This window comes from Sphingomonas sp. PP-F2F-G114-C0414, assembly GCF_003688595.1.
In the GTDB taxonomy this organism is placed as follows: Bacteria; Pseudomonadota; Alphaproteobacteria; order Sphingomonadales; family Sphingomonadaceae; genus Sphingomonas.
In genome coordinates this window covers 298,485-315,644 of the sequence record NZ_RCWT01000012.1, presented here as the reverse complement: position 1 = coordinate 315,644, position 17,160 = coordinate 298,485, and the positions used below count along the sequence as shown (strand labels likewise).

Below are 17,160 nucleotides of genomic sequence, written 5' to 3'. Positions count from 1 at the left end.
GTAGCTCCAGCGCGGATCGCGGCGGCAGCGTTTGTCGAACCCGCGAGCCCACCCCCCAACCCCCTCCCGCAAGCGGGCGGGGGGGAAGAAATCTAATGTTCGGCACCACCCTCGTCCTCGCGCTCCGCTCGATCCGCCGGCACATGCTGCGATCGTTCCTCACCATCCTCGGCATCGTCATCGGCGTCGGCGCGGTCGTCACGATGGTCACGCTCGGCAAGGCGACCACCGCCGCGGTGCAGCAGTCGATCTCGTCGCTCGGCACCAACATCCTCCAGATCCGTCCCGGCCAGGGCTTCGGCCGGGGGGGTGGCGGGCCGCCGCCGCCGCCGCTCAAGATGGACGACATCGATCCGATCGCGCGGCAGATCGCCGGCGTCACCGCGGTCGCCCCGACCGAACAGCGCAGCGCCACCGCGATCTACAACGGCGCCAACTGGAGCACCACGATCAACGGCACCACCGGCGCCTATTTCGAGGTCCAGCCCTGGCCGCTCGCGGGCGGCCGCGTCTTCACCGGCCAGGAAGAGGCGGCAGGCAAGGCGGTCTGCATCCTCGGCAACACCGTCATCCAGAACCTGTTCCGCGGCGCCGATCCGATCGGCCAGCGGATCCGCCTCAACGATATCTCGTGCGACGTGATCGGCACGCTCAGCACGCGCGGGCAGGCGGGCTTCGGCGGCGACCAGGACGACGTCGTGGTCATGCCGATCAAGACCGTCCAGCGCCGCTTCACCGGCAACCAGAACGTCGCGGCGATCCTCGTCGGCGTCGATCAGGGCTATGACACGCAACAGGTTCAGGCGTCGCTGACCGACCTGCTGCGCGAGCGTCGCCATCTCGCCGCGGGGCAGGACAACAACTTCAACATATTCGACACCAAGCAGATTTCGGACACGCTGACCGGCACCACGACCCTGCTCACCGGGATCGTCGCCGCGGTCGCCGGGATCAGCCTGGTGGTCGGCGGGATCGGCATCATGAACATCATGCTGGTGTCGGTGACCGAGCGCACGCGCGAGATCGGCATCCGTCTCGCGATCGGCGCGGTCGCGCGCGAGGTGCTGTTACAGTTCCTCGTCGAGGCGATCGCGCTGTCGTGCCTCGGTGGCGTCATCGGTCTGATCGTCGCGCAGGCGGCGATCGCGATCATCGCGCCGCTGATCAAGGTTCAGTGGCTGTTCGTTCCCGAAATCAACATCTTCGCCTTCGCGATCTCCGCGGTGATCGGCGTCGTCTTCGGCTATTTCCCGGCACGACGCGCGGCGGCGATGAACCCTATCGACGCGTTAAGGCACGAGTGATCGCCGCCTTGGGATCGCGGACCAGCGCCTGCAGCCGGTCCAGATCCTCGGGCGTATCGATATCGATCAGTTCGGCGGGCGCGGTCACGACGTGCCGCCCCGCCTGCACCAGATCGCGCGCGCCAGCATCGCCGTCGAGCGTCAGCAGGAAATCGAACCGGTCGCGCCCGAACAGGGCAGGGGGGCTCGGCTTCTCGCCATCGCTCGATGCGACCACCGCGTCCGCGCTGTCGGCGGCATCAAGCATCCGGTAGATATGCGCGGCGGTCACGCGCGGCATGTCCGCCAGCGCGATCAGCACCGCCTCCGCACCCTCATCCTTCGCGCACTGCACGCCGAGCTTCACCGACTGCGACATGCCCGACGAGGGATCGTCGTTATGCACCACCTCGAAATGATGGCTGATGAAGTCGAGCTTGCAGCCGTCGGTCACCACCAGCCGCCGCTTGAACGGAATGTTCTCGAACGCGGTGACGACGTGCATGCCGAGCGGTTTGTTGAGGAACGGGACCTCCAGCTTGTTGGGAATGCCGAACCGCTCCGAGCGCCCGGCCGCGAGCAGGATGAGGAAGACGTTTTCAGCGGCGATCATTGAACGCTCCTATCATCGCCGCCGCGACCGACAGCGCAATCTCCGAGGGTCCGATCGCGCCGATGTCGAGCCCGACCGGCGCATCGATCCGGTCGATGTTCTCCGCCGTAACGCCCTCCGAGGCAAGCCGCTCGCGCCGCGCCGCGTGGCTCTTGCGGCTGCCGAGCGCACCAACATACGCGGCTTCGGACGCGAGCGCCGCGATCAGCGCAGGGTCGTCGATCTTGATGTCGTGGCTCAGCGTCACGACCGCGGTCGAGGGGCCGGGGCGGAGCGCGGCGATCGCTTCGTCCGGCCAGCGATCGTCGAGCGTCACGCCCGGAAACCGCTCCTCGGTCAGGAAGCGCGCGCGCGGATCGATCACCACCGTCTCGATCCCGAGTTCGCGCGCGAGCCCTGCCAGAGCCTGCGCGATCTGCACCGCGCCGACGATCAGCAGCCGGCGCGGCGGATCGTAGCGGTTGACGAACACCTCGCCGGTCTCCAGCGGGCGCGCGTCGCTGTGTCCGGTCGCGAGATCGGTCGTCACGGTCAGCGCATCGCCCTGATCGCGCGCCTCGGCGATCCGGTCGAACAGTTCGGGATCGAACCCCTCGGCGGACACCGGCTGCACCATCACCGCGATCTCGCCGCCGCACGGCAGCCCGACTTCCCACGCCGCCGCATCCGCCACGCCGTAGTTGCGCACCTGGAACGGCGCACCCGCGATCACCTCGGCGGCGGTGGCGAGGATATCGCTCTCGACGCACCCGCCGGAGACCGAGCCCTCGAACCGGCCATCGGCATGGACGAGCATATGGCTGCCCTTGGGGCGTGGCGCGGATCCCCAAGTCGAGACGACCGTGGCGATCGCCATCTTCTCGCCCCTCCAGATCTTCGCAGCAGCGAGCACGCTATCGTTTTCGGCCATGTCTCGTTCTCTTTCTAATCCTCCCCGCACGCGGGGAGGGGGACCAGCGCAGCTGGTGGAGGGGGCCAGCCGCAGACGTTACGCTTGGGGGGAGCCCCCTCCACCACGCCAAGAGGCGCGGTCCCCCTCCCCGTACCGGGGAGGATCAGACGGCAGGCAAACCCTCGAGCAGCTTGTCGAGCGTCACCGGAAAGTCCCGAACCCTCACCCCCGTCGCGTTGTAGATGGCATTCGCCACCGCAGCCCCCGCGCCGGAAATCCCAAGCTCCCCAACGCCCTTCGCCCCAACCGGGTTCGCGGACGTGTCGACTTCCTCGATGAAATGCACCTCAAGCTGAGGAATGTCGGCATTCACCGCGACATGATACTCGCCGAAATCGGGGTTCACGAACGCCCCCGTCCGCGTGTCGACGATGCCCTCCTCGCTCAGCGCATAGGCGATCCCCCACGCCATCCCGCCGGTGATCTGGCTCGTCGCGGTCTTGCGATTGAGCACGCGCCCGACATCGAACACGCCCAGCATCCGCCGCACGCGCGTCTCGCCCGTCACCGCGTTGACCGCGACCTCGACGAAATGCGCGCCGTGGCTCGCCTGGCTGGTGCGCTTGCTCTCGGCACCGGGCCCGGTCTTGCCCATCGCCACGATCGGTTCGCCGCGGACCAGATCGGCAAGCTTCACCGATCGTCCGCTAGCGCTCACGCACCCGTCGTGCAGGCTCAAATCCTCGGGCGCCGCATTCATCCGCAACGCCAGTTCGCCAAGGATATCCTCGCACGCCAGCACCACCGCCGAACACGCGCTGCCCGCGCCGAACGACCCGCCCGAGCCAGCGCTAGGCGGGAAATCGGTATCGCCGAGCCGCACGTTCACCTCGGCCACCGGCAGCCCGAGCATCTCGCCCGCAGTCTGCGCGAGGATGGTGTACGTCCCAGTACCGATATCGGTCATGTCGCACTCGACCGTCGCGCGGCCATCCGCCTCCAGCCGCACGCGCGCCTGCGCCTCGACCGTGAAGTTGCCGCGCAGACTCGCCGCCATGCCGATCCCGACCAGCCATTCGCCCTCGCGCACCGACCCCGGCGCCGGCACGCTTGCAGGCCATCCGAACCGCTCGGCGCCTTGTGTGTAGCAATCGAGCATCCGCCGCGTGGAGAACGGCTTGCCGCTCACCGGATCGGTCTCGGGCTCGTTGCGCCGCCGCAGTTCGATCGGATCAATCCCGAGCTGCTCGGCAAGCTCGTCCATCGCGCACTCGACCCCGAACGTCCCCACAGCCTCGCCCGGCGCCCGCACCGCACCGCTCGCAGGCAGGTCGACGCGCACCAGGTCGGTCTTGAACCGCCGCGCGTCGCCCCGGTACAGCGGCAGCGTCCCGAACGGCACCGGCTCGAGAAACTCGCCATCGTCGTTCTGCGCGACGACGCTCTCATGCCCCATGCCGAGGATCACGCCGTGCTCGTCGGCGGCAATCCGGATCCGCTGCGTCGTGTGCGAACGGTGATGCACCATATACGCGGTCTGGCGACGGGGCAGCGCGACCTTCACCGGCCGCCCCACGACCTCCGCCGCGATCGCCGCGAGGATCGCTTCCGGACCGACGCCGGTCTTGCCCCCGAACCCACCGCCGACATAAGGCGCGAGCACGCGCACCTTGCCCGCATCGATCTTCAGCGCCTTGGCGAGCGTCTTCCGCGCGCCGCCGATCACCTGGTTGCTCGACCGCACGGTGAGTTTGTCGCCGTCCCACCACGCGGTGGTCGCGTGCGGCTCCAGCGCGGCGGGGAAGTGCACGGGCGTCGTGTAGGTCCGGTCGAACGTCACCGCCGCATCCGCCATCACCGCATCGAGATCGCCGTTGTCGATCGGCGGCAGGAAGCCGATTTTCGGCGCGGTGTCGATCGGCTGCGCCTCGACGTCGAACCGATCCTCGCCCGCCTGGGTGCGGACGACGACCAGCGCCGCGGCATCGCGCGCGATCGCCTGATCCTCCGCGACGACGATCGCGACCGGCTGGCCGAGGTGGAGAATGACGTCGGTATCGAACAGCGGCATCGCGCGCGAGTTGGATTCGCCAGCCGGCATGCGCGCGTCGCTATGAATGATGGCGATGACGCCAGGCAACGCCTCGGCGGCGCTCACGTCGATACCGAGAATACGCCCGCTGCCGACCGGCGTGCCGACGATCGCAGCGTAGGCGATGCCGTCGGGCGTGCCCTCATACGCATAGTCCGCCACGCCCGTGACCTTCGCCGGTCCCTCGATCCGGTCGAGCCCGAGCCCGAGAACGCCCTGCTTCGCGCGGTCGAGACCACCCGGCCGAAACGCCGCATCCATCACGTGTTCGTTCATTCTGCGGTCCTCGGGTGGAGGGAAGGATATGGGTAGGGCGGGGACGTTTGACGAGGGCGCCACGCATCCCCCCAGCACCACCCCGGCGAAGGCCGGGGCCCAGTTGGAAAGGTCTTTATAACGGAGGACGATCCTTTGTTATCTTCGTCCCCCAACTGGGTCCCGGCCTTCGCCGGGGTGGTACCTGTTTATGGTATCGTCAGCCCTCAAACAGCCGGCAACTGGTCCAGCAACTTATCCAGCGTTATCGGGAACTCGCGTACCCGGATCCCCGTCGCATTATACACCGCGTTCACCACAGCAGCGCCAGCGCCCGAGATCCCCAGCTCGCCAATCCCCTTCGCGTGGATCGGATTCGCGTGGATGTCGCGCTCGTCGACGAAGTGGACGTCCATCTGCGGCACGTCCGCATTGGCCGGCACGTGGTATTCGCCGAGGTCGTGGTTCACCAGCTTGCCGGTCCGCGTATCGTGGACAAGGTCCTCGGTCAGCGCGGTGCCGATCCCGAAGGTCATCCCGCCCAGGCACTGCGACCGCGCGGTCTTCGCGTTGAGCACGCGCCCCGCCGCGAACGACCCGAGCATCCGTCGCACCCGCGTCTCGCCGGTGATCACGTTGACCGCGACCTCCGCGAAATGCGCACCGAACCCGGCCTGCGACGTCTCCTTCTCCTGCTTGCCTGGCTTGATGTGTCCAATAGCCTCGAGACCCTTGCCGACCAGCTCGCCGATCGGCGTCGAGCGGTTATCGCCGATCGCGTTGCCGTCCTTCAGAGTCAGGCCGTCCTCGTCGACGCCCGCCGCCTTGGCCAGTTTCCCGCGCAGCATCTCGCACGCCAGATACACGGCAGTACCCGAAGACGCCGCGCCCCACGAACCGCCCGAACCCGCCGCCGGTGGATCATTGGTATCACCCAGCGACATCGTGATGTTCTCGACCGGGATGCCCAGGATCTCCGACGCGATCTGCGCGAGAATCGTGTAGCTGCCCGTGCCGATATCGGTCATCGCCGACGACACCGTCGCCGAGCCGTCCGGGTGGATTTCGACCTTGGCGGACGATTCCATCATCATGTTGCCGCGCACCGCAGAGGCGACGCCCATGCCGATCAGCCACTCGCCCTCGCGCCGCGACCCGGCCTTCTGGCGCTTGTCCCAGCCGAACTTCTTCGCACCCTCGTCGAGCGCACGCGTCAGGTTGCGCGACGAATAGGGCACGTCCTTCTCGGGATCGATCTTCGGATCGTTGCGCTTGCGCAGCTCGATCGGATCCATCTCGAGCTTCTCGGCCAGCTCATCCATCGCGCCTTCGAGCGCGAGCATGCCGACAGCCTCGCCCGGCGCGCGCATCGAGCCCGACAGAACGAAGTTCACATCGACCACCTCATGCGTGATCAACCGGTTCTCACCGCCGTACAACAGATGCGTGCCGATACCAGCCGGTTCGAAATAATCCTCGGTTGGCTGGTTCGACGTCAGCGTCTCGTGACCGATCGCCAGCAACTTGCCGTCGGCATCCGCCGCGAGCCGGACATGCTGCTCGGTATTCGACCGCCGCACCGTCGCCTCGAACACCTGTGGTCGCGACATCACCGCCTTGACCGGACGGCCAAGCTGCTTCGCCGCGATCGCCGCCGCGACGCTCTCGGGTGCGATGCCGAGCTTCGACCCGAACCCGCCGCCGATATAGCGCGCGATGATCCGCACCTTCTTCTCCGACAGCCCCAGCGACTTCGCCAGCTGCTGCGCATCCGAGGTCGGCATCTGGTAGGCGCCGTACAGCGACAGCGATCCGTCCTCTTCCCACACCGCGGTCGAGGCATGCGGCTCCATCGCTGCCGAATTCTGGCTCGGCGTGACATAGGTCGAATCGATCGTCACCGCCGCTTCGGCCATCGCCTTGTCGACATCGCCCTGCTTGAAATGCGCGGGCGTCGCATCGTCCGGCGGCGTCCGCGTCTCGTCGCGGTGCGCGGCGAAGTCGTACTGACCCTCGGCCTCGTCATACTCGATCGGCAGGCGAGCCGCCGCATCGCGCGCGACCTCGAAGCTCTCGGCGAGCACGATCGCGACGATCTGGCCGAAGAACGCGATGTCCTTCACGCCCTGCGTCGGTGCATCGGTCGCGCCGCCCTGCGCCGAAACGCGGATGAACTGGTCGAAATCGGTAACGACGTCGATTACGCCGAGGATCGCCTTGACCGCATCGACGTCGATCGAAACGACCTTGCCCGCCGAGATCTTCGTCCCGACCAGTACGCCATACGCCATGTTGGCGAACTGGTATTCCGCGGCATAGGTCGCCGTCCCGGTGACCTTCAGCGGACCGTCGATCCGGTCGAGCGGCTTGCCGATGACGCCCTGGACGCCCGTATCCAGAAGACTGTCCGGATGCGGCTTGTCCATCGTCAGGCTATTCGTAGTGCCAAGACCAAACATGCTTATGCTCCCGTGACGTTGCGCAGCGTCGCGATCAGCGTGCGACGGGCGAGGGGGATCTTGAAGTCGTTCGAGCCGTAGCCCTTGGCATCGGCAAGCAACGCGGTGGCAGCAGCTTCGAACGCTTCATCGGTAGGCGCCTTGCCGACCAAAGCCGCCTCGACCGCCGGGTTGCGCCACGGCATCGGCCCGAGCCCACCGAACGCGAGCGAGGCCGACGCGATCACGCCGTCCTGCACGTCGACGATCGCCGCCACCGAGACGAGCGCGAACGCATAGGACGCACGATCGCGGACCTTGCGATATTCCTGCTTGCCCTTGACCGGTGCCGGCAGCTCGATGTGCGTAATCAGTTCACCCGCTTCGAGCGCGTTCTCGATCTGCGGCGTATCGCCCGGCAGGCGATAAAAGTCGTGGATCGAGATCCGCCGACGATCGCCATCCGCCTTCAGCGTCACGATCGTCGCGTCGAGCGCACGCATCGCTACCGCCATGTCGCTCGGGTGCGTCGCGATGCAATGCTCGCTCGTCCCCAGTACGGCGAGGATGCGGTTGAACCCGCCGATCGCCGAACAGCCGCTGCCCGGCTCGCGCTTGTTGCACGCCGCGGCGGTGTCGTAGAAATAATAGCACCGCGTCCGCTGGAGCAGATTGCCCCCGGTCGACGCCTTGTTGCGCAACTGCCCCGACGCACCGGCGAGCAACGCGCGGCTCAGCACCTCGTACTTGGCGACGACGCGGCGATCCGCTGCGAGATCGCTGTTCGGCACCAGCGCACCGATCGTCAGCCCGCCATCCTCGCGCTCCTCGATCTTCGCGAGATCGAGTCGTGAGATGTCGACCAGCTTGTCCGGCGTCTCGACCTGCAACTTCATCAGGTCGAGCAGGTTGGTACCGCCCGCGATGAACTTGGCGCCGCTCGTATCGATATCCTTGACCGCAGCCTCGGGCGTCGCGGGCTTCTCGTACGTGAAGGTCTTCATGCCACCAGCTCCCCGCGCGCGTTTGCTTCCATCGCGGCGTCCTTCTCGTCCGCGGTCCGGCCTGCGGGCTCGGCACCACCGACTTCGCGGATCGCATCGACGATGTTCGGGTACGCGGCGCAACGGCACAAATTGCCGCTCATCCGCTCCGAAATCTCGGCATCGTCGAACTTCGGGTCGGTCAGGTCGCCCGACGCATGGCTGGCCCAGCCCTTCTTGACCTCGTCGAGCATGCCGACCGCCGAACAGATCTGCCCCGGCGTGCAGTATCCGCACTGATACCCGTCATGCCGCACGAACGCGTCCTGCAACGCGTGGAGATTGCCCGGCTGGCCGATGCCCTCGATCGTCGTGATCTCGTCGTCCTGGTGCATTACCGCAAGCGTCAGGCAGGAATTGACGCGGCGGCCGTTGATCAGCACCGTGCACGCACCGCACTGGCCATGGTCGCAGCCCTTCTTCGAGCCCGTCAGCCCGAGATGCTCGCGGCACAGGTCGAGCACCGACGTGCGAATATCGGGCTCGGCGTCATATGATTGACCATTGATCGTGAAATGCATGGCGGTGCCCCTGGTTGAATGTGCCGGGAATGTACGGATTTCGAGGACTCAACGCCGATGCGACCGATCGTTTCCTATTGCGACAAGCTCTCACGTGTTGGTACGCTGGCGTTCATAGCGCTGAGCGGGCAAGCTGTTGCGATGACGCCAGCTTCTCCCCGATTGTCGCCCCCGATCGTCATCGCGCACCGTGGTGCGAGCGGTCTCCGCCCCGAGCATACGCTGGCGGCGTACTCGCTGGCGATCGACCAGGGTGCGGACTTCATCGAGCCCGATCTGGTGCCGACCAAGGATGACGTCCTCGTCGCGCGCCACGAGAACAATATCGTGGAGACGACCAACGTCGCCGACCATCCCGAGTTCGCTGGCCGGAAAACCACCAAGACGATCGACGGCCAGACGATGACCGGCTGGTTCGTCGAGGACTTCACGCTCGCCGAACTGAAGACGTTGCGCGCGAAGGAACGCCTGCCCAAGCTCCGCCCCGCGAACACCGCGTATGACGGCCAGTTCCAGATCCCGACGCTCGCCGAGATCATCGCGCTCGCCAAGCGCCGCACCACCGAGACGGGCCGGACGATCGGCATTTACCCCGAGACCAAGCACCCGACCTATTTCGCGAAGATCGGCCATCCGACCGACGCGAAACTGGTCGCCGAACTGCGCGAAGCGGGCTGGGATTCGGCGAAGGCGCCGGTCTTCATCCAGTCGTTCGAGGTCGCCAATCTCCAGCGCCTTCGCAAGATGACCAAGGTCCGCTTGATCCAGCTCATGGACGGTGAGGGCGGTCCCGCCGACGGCGCGCAGCCGAGCTACAAGGCGATGATCACGCCGGAAGGCCTGAAAGCCGTCGCGGCCTACGCCTACGGCATCGGCACGAACAAGGGCATGCTCTGGACCGACGCGAGCCCCACCACGCTGGTCGCCGAGGCTCACGCGGCCGGCCTGCGGGTCCACCCCTGGACCTACCGCGCCGAAAACTATTTCGAACCGACCCGCTTCCGCCGCGGCACCGACCCCGCCGCCCACGGCGACATCGCCGCCGAGATCGACGCAGCCCTTGCACAAGGTATCGACGGTTTCTTCACCGACTTTCCGCTATACGGGGCCCAGGCGCGCGACCGGGCGCGTGCAGGAGTAAAGTAAATGCGTAAGGTTCTTCCCGTACTCGCGGTGCTGCCGTTCCTCGTAAGTGGCTGCATCAGCACCGCAACCTCGATCGTGAAGGCACCGTTCCAGGTCGCCGGCAAGGCGGTCGACTGGACCACCACCAGCCAGGAAGAATCGGACCGCAACTACGGCAAGAAGATGCGCAAACAGGAAGCCGAAGAAGGCAAGCAGCGCAAGGAACTCGCGAAGCGCTGCAAGAAGGACCCACAGCGCTCGGAATGCGGCCAATACCAGGACTACCGCGCCGGGAATTGAACTCCCTTCTACCACCCCGGCGAAGGCCGGGGCCCAGTTGGGAAACAGAAGTAACGTTAGCGCTGCGCTCAGTCAGCAACGTCCCCCAACTGAACCCCGGCCTCCGCCGGGGTGGTTCCCCAAGCCAATGTTCCCTGACTTCCTTGTTCTCCCGCGAAGGCGGGAGCCCAGTCTGGACTCCCGCCTTCGCGGGAGAACAAGCTCAAAACCACCCCATCACAGTAACTGGAAACGGCGTCCACCACCCAACCCGAACCCCCGCAAACCGAAGCGCATCCCCCGTCCAAGCATTACACGTCCGCACCGCGCTATACCGCCCATTAGCCTCGTAAAACGCATCATACCCCGCATACCCCCGATACCGCGCACCCCCATCGCGAAAGCTCGCCCGGATATACGCCGCCAACCGCCGATACTGCGCGGGCGTCACCACAATCTCCCGAGCCCCGTCGCCCTTGCGCGGCCTCGGCAGGTGGTCGACATGCATCAACGTCCGCGTGCTACCGAATGCCGCGCCGACCACGGTCCGCAGCTTCACGTCGGCCCAAGTCGGCGTCTCCAGGTAGAAGCTCTTCTCCCCCCACCCGAACGCCACATGATCGAACGCCCCATACCGCGGATCGCGCAAATCCTCCGCCCGAGCCACCCCGCGCCAGTCCACCCCAGCTGCCACCTTCGGCACGATGATCCCGGTATGCACGCCGTTGCTCTCGACGAAGATATGCACGCCCTCGGCCGGCGCCCGCCAGTCGCGATTGCTCGGGATCGACCCGCCGACCAACCCCGCCACCGCATAGCTCGCAACCACCCCGAACACCGCCGCGATCGCCCGTAAAATCCATGTAACCCAGTGCGTTTCCGTCTTCATTCCGTCATGCTAGACCAGCCGGATGGCCAATGACACACACGTACTGAGCACCCCACCCGAAGGCGCGCCCGACTGGACGATCCCGCAGAACTGGGCGGACTACACCGCGGAGGATCACGCGACCTGGGACACGCTGTTCGCGCGCCAGTCGAAGCTGCTCCCCGGCCGCGCCTCGAACGCCTGGCTGCGCGGGCTCGACGTGCTGAAGCTGTCGAAGCCCGGCATCCCCGATTTCGAGGAGCTGTCCGAGCGCCTGACCAAGCTCACCGGCTGGTCGGTCGTCGCGGTCCCCGGCCTCGTCCCCGACGACGTGTTCTTCGACCACATGGCGAACCGGCGCTTCGTCGCGGGCAACTTCATCCGCCGCCCCGACCAGCTCGACTACCTCCAGGAACCCGACGTCTTCCACGACGTGTTCGGCCACGTCCCGATGCTCGCCGACCCGGTCTTCGCCGACTACCTCGCCGCCTACGGCCGCGGCGGCCAGCGCGCGCTGGGCTTGGACGCGCTGAAGTATCTCGGCCGGCTCTACTGGTACACGGTCGAGTTCGGCCTGATCGCCGAACCCGAAGGCCTGCGCATCTACGGCTCCGGCATCGTCTCCAGCTATGCGGAAACGCGGTTCGCGCTCGACGATCCGAGCCCCAACCGGATCGCGCTGGACCTGGCCCGCGTGATGCGGACCGAATATCGGATCGACGATTTCCAGCAGAACTATTTCGTCATCCCGAGCTTCGAGGAGTTGTTGAGACTGACGGTAGAGACAGACTTCGCGCCGCTGTACGAGGAGCTGAAGGCGCTCCCGGATATCCCGGTCGTGCGGATCGAGCCGGGGGATGTGGTGATCACCGAGGGCACGCAGGAGTACGCAACGTCGAAGGCGTCCGCTGAGACCGCATAAGCTCCGCTCAAAAAGGCTACTACCCAGGAGAGGCCACCACCCCGGCGAAGGCTGGGGCCCAGTTGGGATAGCGGTGCGGTTCTATCGCAAGGGTTCACCCAACTGGGCCCCGGCCTCCGCCGGGGTGGTGCCGCAAGTGGAGGAAAGCGCAACCGTCCCCAAAGAATGTTCCCCCGCGAAGGCGGGGGCCCAGACTGGACCCCCGCCTTCGCGGGGGAACAAGCTTTTGCTGGGAAGGGGTATTCTAGATATCCAGCGCCCACCCATCACGCCCCTTGGGATCGAACGGCCCCTCCGCCACGAACCTCACCGCCCCGGCGCGCAACCGAAGCACACTCCAATCCCCCCGCCGGTCGACCGCCTCCAGCGAACACCCGCAAGCCTCATACGCCGCGACAACCCCAGCCCGCTGCGTCTCCAGCAACCCCGCCAACACGATCGTCGCCCCCACATCCGAAATCGAAGCGATCTCCGGCGCCATCGACACCAGCGGCCCGGCAAGAATATTCGCGATCACCAGATCATACGGCGCGCGAGCCACGATCGCATCGTCCAGCGTGCCATCCGCCACCACCAGATCGATCCCCTCGACCCCGTTAAGCGCCGCATTCTCCGCCGTCACATCGATCGAGACCGGATCGATATCCGTCCCCATCACCGTCGCCCCGGGCCAAAGATGCGCCGCCGCAAACGCCAGCAACCCCGTCCCAGTCCCGATATCGATCACGTTCGCAAACGTCGCAGCCGCCAACCCGTCGAGCATCGCTAGACACCCGCTGGTCGTCTCGTGATGCCCCGTCCCGAACGCCCGACTGGCCTCGATCAAAAACGCCCGCTTGTCCGCCGGCGCCGCACCCGCATGCGCCCCGGTATGGACGAAGAACCGCCCGACCGACAAAGGCTCCAGCCCAGCCTGGCTCATCGTCACCCAGTCCGCATCGCCCAACCGCTCGACCGCGATCTCGGCCCCCGCCGCACTCGGCACCAGCGCGCGCACCGCCGCGACGGTGTCGGCCGCCGGCTCATGCTCGAAATACGCATCGAGCCGCCACGATTCGACGTCGTCCTCGATCTCTTCCGTGGTCATCAATACGCCATCGATCGTCAGATCGTCGCTCGCATCGATCGCCTCCGCCTCCGCGCGCGTGCAGGGGAGGGTGAGCTTCCAACTATCGGACATAGCTCGCCCCATTCACGTCGATCACCGAGCCCGTCATCGAAGCCGGCGCCTCCAACGTCAAAAACTTCGCCGCCGCCGCGATCTCGTCAGGCGCCGCGACCCGCCCGAGCGGAATATCCGCCAGCAACGCATTGCCGCCCCGGCTCGACAGATAGTCCTCCGCCATCCCGGTCATCGTGAACCCAGGGCACACCGCAAACGCCAGAATGCCCTCCCGAGCATACCCCCGGGCGATCGTCTTGGTCATCGCTACCATCCCGGCCTTCGACGCGGCGTAATGCCAGTGCGCCGGCGAATCCCCGCGATACGCCGCCCGGCTCGCGATATTGACGATCCGCCCACCAAACCCGCGCGCCTGCCAGTGCAGCACCGCCAACCGGCACAGCTCGGCCGACGCGGTCAGGTTGATCCGCATCGTCCGCTCCCACTGCGCGGTCCAGTCGTCGTCGGCGAGCGGTGCCGCCTCGAACACCCCCGCATTGTTGATCAGCACATCGATCGCGCCGCCAGCCTGTTCCAACGCAGCGTTCCACAACGCAGTCGGCCCCGCAGGATCGCTGAAGTCGGCCGGGATACCGCTAGCGGTCCCGTGTCCGATGACGGAAGCGCCCGCACCGGTCAGCGCCGCATGAATAGCCGCGCCGATACCACGACTGGAGCCGGTAAGAAGAATGGTCATGACTAAGCTCTAGCGCCGCAGGCCGTATCCGTCATCAAGCCGAAGAAGGAATGGTTCACGCGGAGGCGCGGAGGTGATGCGCGTTGGCCAGGCGCTGCGTATGACAACGAGAGTTTCGAAGAACCTCCGGTTCCGCCCTCCGCGTCTCCGCGTGAACCCATTACTCGCTTCCGGCGCCTCTCAAGCCACGCTAGCCGAAAATCCGTCCGCCGCACCGCGCAGCTCGCCCAGCTTGTCGTCGACCTCGCCGAACTGGCGGCCAAGCCCGTCGATCTCGGTAGCCACGCTCTCGGTGTCCTCGCGGATCGCGGCGATCGTGGTCGACATCGAATCCGCCGCCAGCGCGGTTTCGTCGACCGCGGCGGTGATCGCGCACACGGTCTGCGCCTGCGCTTCCATCGCATAGCGGATGCGGCCGGCGGACTCCTGCACGTCGGCGACCGTCGACTTGATGATCGCGTTGGTCTCGACGGTCGCGCGCGTCGCCGCCTGGATCGCGGCGATCTTCGCGGCGATGTCGTCGGTCGCCCGCGCGGTCTGGCTCGCGAGCGATTTCACCTCCTGCGCGACGACCGCGAAGCCGCGCCCCGCGTCGCCCGCGCGCGCCGCCTCGATCGTCGCGTTCAAAGCCAGCAGATTGGTCTGCCCGGCAATGTTCCGGATCAACCCGAGGATCGAATCGATCGATTTGGCATGCTCGCTCAGCGCGTCCGAGGTCCCGACCGCGAGATCGGCCTGGACCGAGGCACGGTCGGCGATCCGCGCGGCGGACTCGACCTCGACGCGCGCGTCCTCGATCGCGCGGATCAGGCCGGCGGCGACCTGCGCTGCTTCGCGCATCGCGACCGCGGATTGCTCGGCGGCGGCGGCGACTTCGCTCGCCTTGCCCAGGACGCTGCGGGTCGACGACGATGCGCCTTCCGCCTGGATCCGGATGCGCGCGCCGAGGGCCGCGGTATCCTCGATCGACGCAGCGATCGACTCGCGAAAATCCGCCGCCCGCGCGCCGCGTTCGCCCCGCGCCTGCGCCGCATCGGTGGCGCCGAGATGCGACGCCATCAGGTCCGCCTCGATCAGCGCGAGGCGCTGGACGATATCGCCCAGCCTCTGCATCTGCGCGGTATCGGTGCCCATCCGGTCCGCCACCAGGCTCAGCGTCACGCTATGCGCGAACGCCAGCGACGACAGCAGAGCGGGCAGGGGAATGCCCGATTTGCGCGAATCGTCGGCATGGCCGATCGCGATCGCCTTCCAGGCCTCGTCATAGGGCGACTGGTATTTCAGCCGCGCGTACTCCGCACTGGCCGTGATACGGCGCGCCAGTCGCTCGGGCGTGAAATACGCCACGACGTGACTCACCGCCTCCAGCGACAAATAACGCTGCCAGAACGTCTCGGCGATCCGGCGATGGTCGGCGTCGTCGAGCAGCGCGGTCAGCGTCGCGCAGGTCGGCGCGATCAGCCCGTCCCAGTCGTAATCGCGCACGCGGTCGCGCAGCGATCGACTGTCGCTGTCCCAGGCCGCGGGAAGTAGGGGGCGGGGCGACGCGCTGGCGGGTGTTGCAGTCATCGGGGTTCCTATGCAGCGACCTTGGCCACGAAATCGCCCGCGCTGTTCTTGAGATGGCCGAGCCGTCCGTCGAGCACGTCGAAGCCGCGACCGACGCTGTCGATCTCGCGCGCGACCGTTTCGGTGTCCTCGCGGATGGTGGCGATCGTGGTCGACATCGAGTCCGCCGCCAGCGCCGTCTCGTCGACCGCGGCGGTGATCGCCGTCACCGTCTGTGCCTGCGCCTCCATCGCGTAGCGGATCCGGTCGGCGCTCTCCTGCACTTCGGCGACGGTCGACTTGATGCTGGCGTTGGTCTCGACCGTCCCCCGCGTGGCCGACTGGATCGCGGCGATCTTGGCGGCGATGTCGTCGGTCGCCCGCGCAGTCTGGTTGGCGAGGCTCTTCACCTCCTGCGCCACCACGGCGAACCCGCGCCCGGCATCGCCCGCCCGCGCCGCCTCGATCGTCGCGTTCAGCGCGAGCAGGTTGGTCTGCCCGGCGATGTCGCGGATCAGCCCAAGGATCGATTCGATCGACTTGGCATGGTCGCTCAGCGCCTCGGACATGCCGACGGCCTGGCCCGCTTGCACCGAGGCGCGATTGGCGATCTCGGCGGCGGCCTCGACTTCGGTGCGTGCATCCTCGATCGCGCGGATCAGCCCGGCGGCAGTCTGCGCCGCCTCGCGCATCGCCACCGCGGATTGTTCGGCGGCGGCGGCGACTTCGCTCGCCTTGCCCAGCACCGCGCGGGTCGAGGCGGAACTGCGCACCGTCTGTTCGCGCAACGTATGACCCTCGTGCGTCGCAGTCTCGACCATCGCCGCGATCCCGTCGCGGAACTCGGTCGCCAACTTGTCGCGTGCGTCCTGCGCCGAATGCGCGCGATACGCGGTATAGATCGCGACCGTGATCTCGCCCTCGAGCGCGGACAGCCGCATGAGCGTGTCGATGTACACCGGCAACGTCTCGCTGCTGCGATCGACCCGGCGCATCAGCACGTCCAGCGCAGCGCGATCGCTCGCGCTGATCATCGATAACAGCGCCATTGGCGACACGTCGGCGGCGTAGGCCGCTGCGACCGACCGTTCGATCGACTCGACCCAGCCGCGACCCGCGGTATCGAGGAAGCGGTTGCGCAGGAACGTGCAGCCGATCGCGATCATTTCCTCGGTCTTGTGCGCCGCCCAGACCCGTTCCTCGGAGAAACAGCGCTGCCACTGTTCCCAATACGCCTTGGAGACCGCCGCGATCTCGGGTTCGATCGCATCCCACACCGCGCGGCTTGCGGCGGTCAGCGAGCCGTCGAAGTCGAACGCCCGCAACCGCGCCGGAAGGTCGATGGTGGCGGCAATCGCGCCGGTCATCGGCATGTCTGTGGTCAAGGCGGTAGACTCCGGAAACGGGTTTTGCCCGTCCAGC

At 66.9% G+C, this 17,160-nt stretch carries 15 protein-coding genes; 4 read left to right on the top strand and 11 right to left on the bottom strand.

Going from position 1 to position 17,160, the window contains the following annotated elements; genetic code table 11:
- Positions 1 to 95: 95 nt before the first annotated feature.
- Entirely contained in the window at positions 96 to 1,304 is a 1,209-nt protein-coding gene (locus C8J47_RS13410) for an ABC transporter permease (protein ID WP_121886052.1), read from the top strand.
- Here the strand turns inward: C8J47_RS13410 and C8J47_RS13405 are convergent.
- From C8J47_RS13405 to C8J47_RS13380, 6 genes are all read right to left on the bottom strand, one after another.
- Complete coding sequence (locus C8J47_RS13405) at positions 1,279 to 1,896, bottom strand: nucleotidyltransferase family protein (protein ID WP_121886051.1); 618 nt, start codon at positions 1,894 to 1,896, stop codon at positions 1,279 to 1,281. The two genes, C8J47_RS13410 and C8J47_RS13405, sit on opposite strands and share 26 nt — an antisense overlap.
- Positions 1,883 to 2,806: an XdhC family protein gene (locus C8J47_RS13400; protein WP_121886050.1), complete on the bottom strand. Its 924-nt coding sequence runs from the start codon at positions 2,804 to 2,806 to the stop codon at positions 1,883 to 1,885. The genes C8J47_RS13405 and C8J47_RS13400 overlap by 14 nt, the downstream gene beginning before the upstream one ends.
- A gap of 145 nt (positions 2,807 to 2,951) precedes the next feature.
- Positions 2,952 to 5,156, bottom strand: coding sequence for a xanthine dehydrogenase family protein molybdopterin-binding subunit (locus C8J47_RS13395; protein ID WP_121886049.1), 2,205 nt, complete (start codon positions 5,154 to 5,156; stop codon positions 2,952 to 2,954).
- Positions 5,157 to 5,362: 206 nt separating this feature from the next.
- On the bottom strand, positions 5,363 to 7,594 hold the full coding sequence (locus tag C8J47_RS13390) for a xanthine dehydrogenase family protein molybdopterin-binding subunit (protein WP_121886048.1): 2,232 nt from the start codon (positions 7,592 to 7,594) through the stop codon (positions 5,363 to 5,365).
- 2 nt (positions 7,595 to 7,596) lie between these two features.
- The gene (locus C8J47_RS13385; protein ID WP_121886047.1) at positions 7,597 to 8,577 is read right to left on the bottom strand and encodes a xanthine dehydrogenase family protein subunit M; all 981 of its coding nucleotides are present in this window, start codon (positions 8,575 to 8,577) and stop codon (positions 7,597 to 7,599) included.
- Positions 8,574 to 9,137, bottom strand: coding sequence for a 2Fe-2S iron-sulfur cluster-binding protein (locus C8J47_RS13380; protein WP_082441359.1), 564 nt, complete (start codon positions 9,135 to 9,137; stop codon positions 8,574 to 8,576). The genes C8J47_RS13385 and C8J47_RS13380 overlap by 4 nt, the downstream gene beginning before the upstream one ends.
- Before the next feature lie 141 nt (positions 9,138 to 9,278).
- On the opposite strand from C8J47_RS13380, the gene C8J47_RS13375 reads away from it, so the two are divergent.
- Both C8J47_RS13375 and C8J47_RS13370 read left to right on the top strand, forming a co-directional pair.
- Positions 9,279 to 10,283 (top strand): glycerophosphodiester phosphodiesterase, encoded by a 1,005-nt coding sequence (locus tag C8J47_RS13375; protein WP_121886244.1) that lies wholly within the window; start codon positions 9,279 to 9,281, stop codon positions 10,281 to 10,283.
- Complete coding sequence (locus tag C8J47_RS13370) at positions 10,284 to 10,562, top strand: hypothetical protein (protein WP_056047410.1); 279 nt, start codon at positions 10,284 to 10,286, stop codon at positions 10,560 to 10,562. It abuts the gene before it with no gap.
- A 202-nt stretch (positions 10,563 to 10,764) separates the two neighbouring features.
- Here C8J47_RS13370 and C8J47_RS13365 read toward each other — a convergent pair whose 3' ends face one another.
- Positions 10,765 to 11,430: a TIGR02117 family protein gene (locus C8J47_RS13365; RefSeq protein WP_121886046.1), complete on the bottom strand. Its 666-nt coding sequence runs from the start codon at positions 11,428 to 11,430 to the stop codon at positions 10,765 to 10,767.
- A gap of 22 nt (positions 11,431 to 11,452) precedes the next feature.
- Here C8J47_RS13365 and phhA point away from each other — a divergent pair, with 22 nt between their 5' ends.
- Positions 11,453 to 12,331 carry a phenylalanine 4-monooxygenase gene (phhA, locus tag C8J47_RS13360; protein ID WP_121886045.1) on the top strand — a complete coding sequence of 293 codons (879 nt, stop codon included), beginning with the start codon at positions 11,453 to 11,455 and terminating at the stop codon, positions 12,329 to 12,331.
- 244 nt (positions 12,332 to 12,575) lie between these two features.
- On the opposite strand, the gene C8J47_RS13355 is transcribed toward phhA, so the two are convergent.
- The 4 genes from C8J47_RS13355 to C8J47_RS13340 form a co-directional block, all read right to left on the bottom strand.
- The gene (locus tag C8J47_RS13355; RefSeq protein WP_121886044.1) at positions 12,576 to 13,511 is read right to left on the bottom strand and encodes a 50S ribosomal protein L11 methyltransferase; all 936 of its coding nucleotides are present in this window, start codon (positions 13,509 to 13,511) and stop codon (positions 12,576 to 12,578) included.
- On the bottom strand, positions 13,501 to 14,190 hold the full coding sequence (locus tag C8J47_RS13350) for an SDR family NAD(P)-dependent oxidoreductase (protein ID WP_121886043.1): 690 nt from the start codon (positions 14,188 to 14,190) through the stop codon (positions 13,501 to 13,503). The genes C8J47_RS13355 and C8J47_RS13350 overlap by 11 nt, the downstream gene beginning before the upstream one ends.
- A gap of 180 nt (positions 14,191 to 14,370) precedes the next feature.
- Positions 14,371 to 15,759, bottom strand: coding sequence for a methyl-accepting chemotaxis protein (locus C8J47_RS13345; RefSeq protein ID WP_121886042.1), 1,389 nt, complete (start codon positions 15,757 to 15,759; stop codon positions 14,371 to 14,373).
- Between the two features lie 8 nt (positions 15,760 to 15,767).
- Complete coding sequence (locus C8J47_RS13340; RefSeq protein WP_121886041.1) at positions 15,768 to 17,111, bottom strand: methyl-accepting chemotaxis protein; 1,344 nt, start codon at positions 17,109 to 17,111, stop codon at positions 15,768 to 15,770.
- Positions 17,112 to 17,160: the final 49 nt, after the last annotated feature.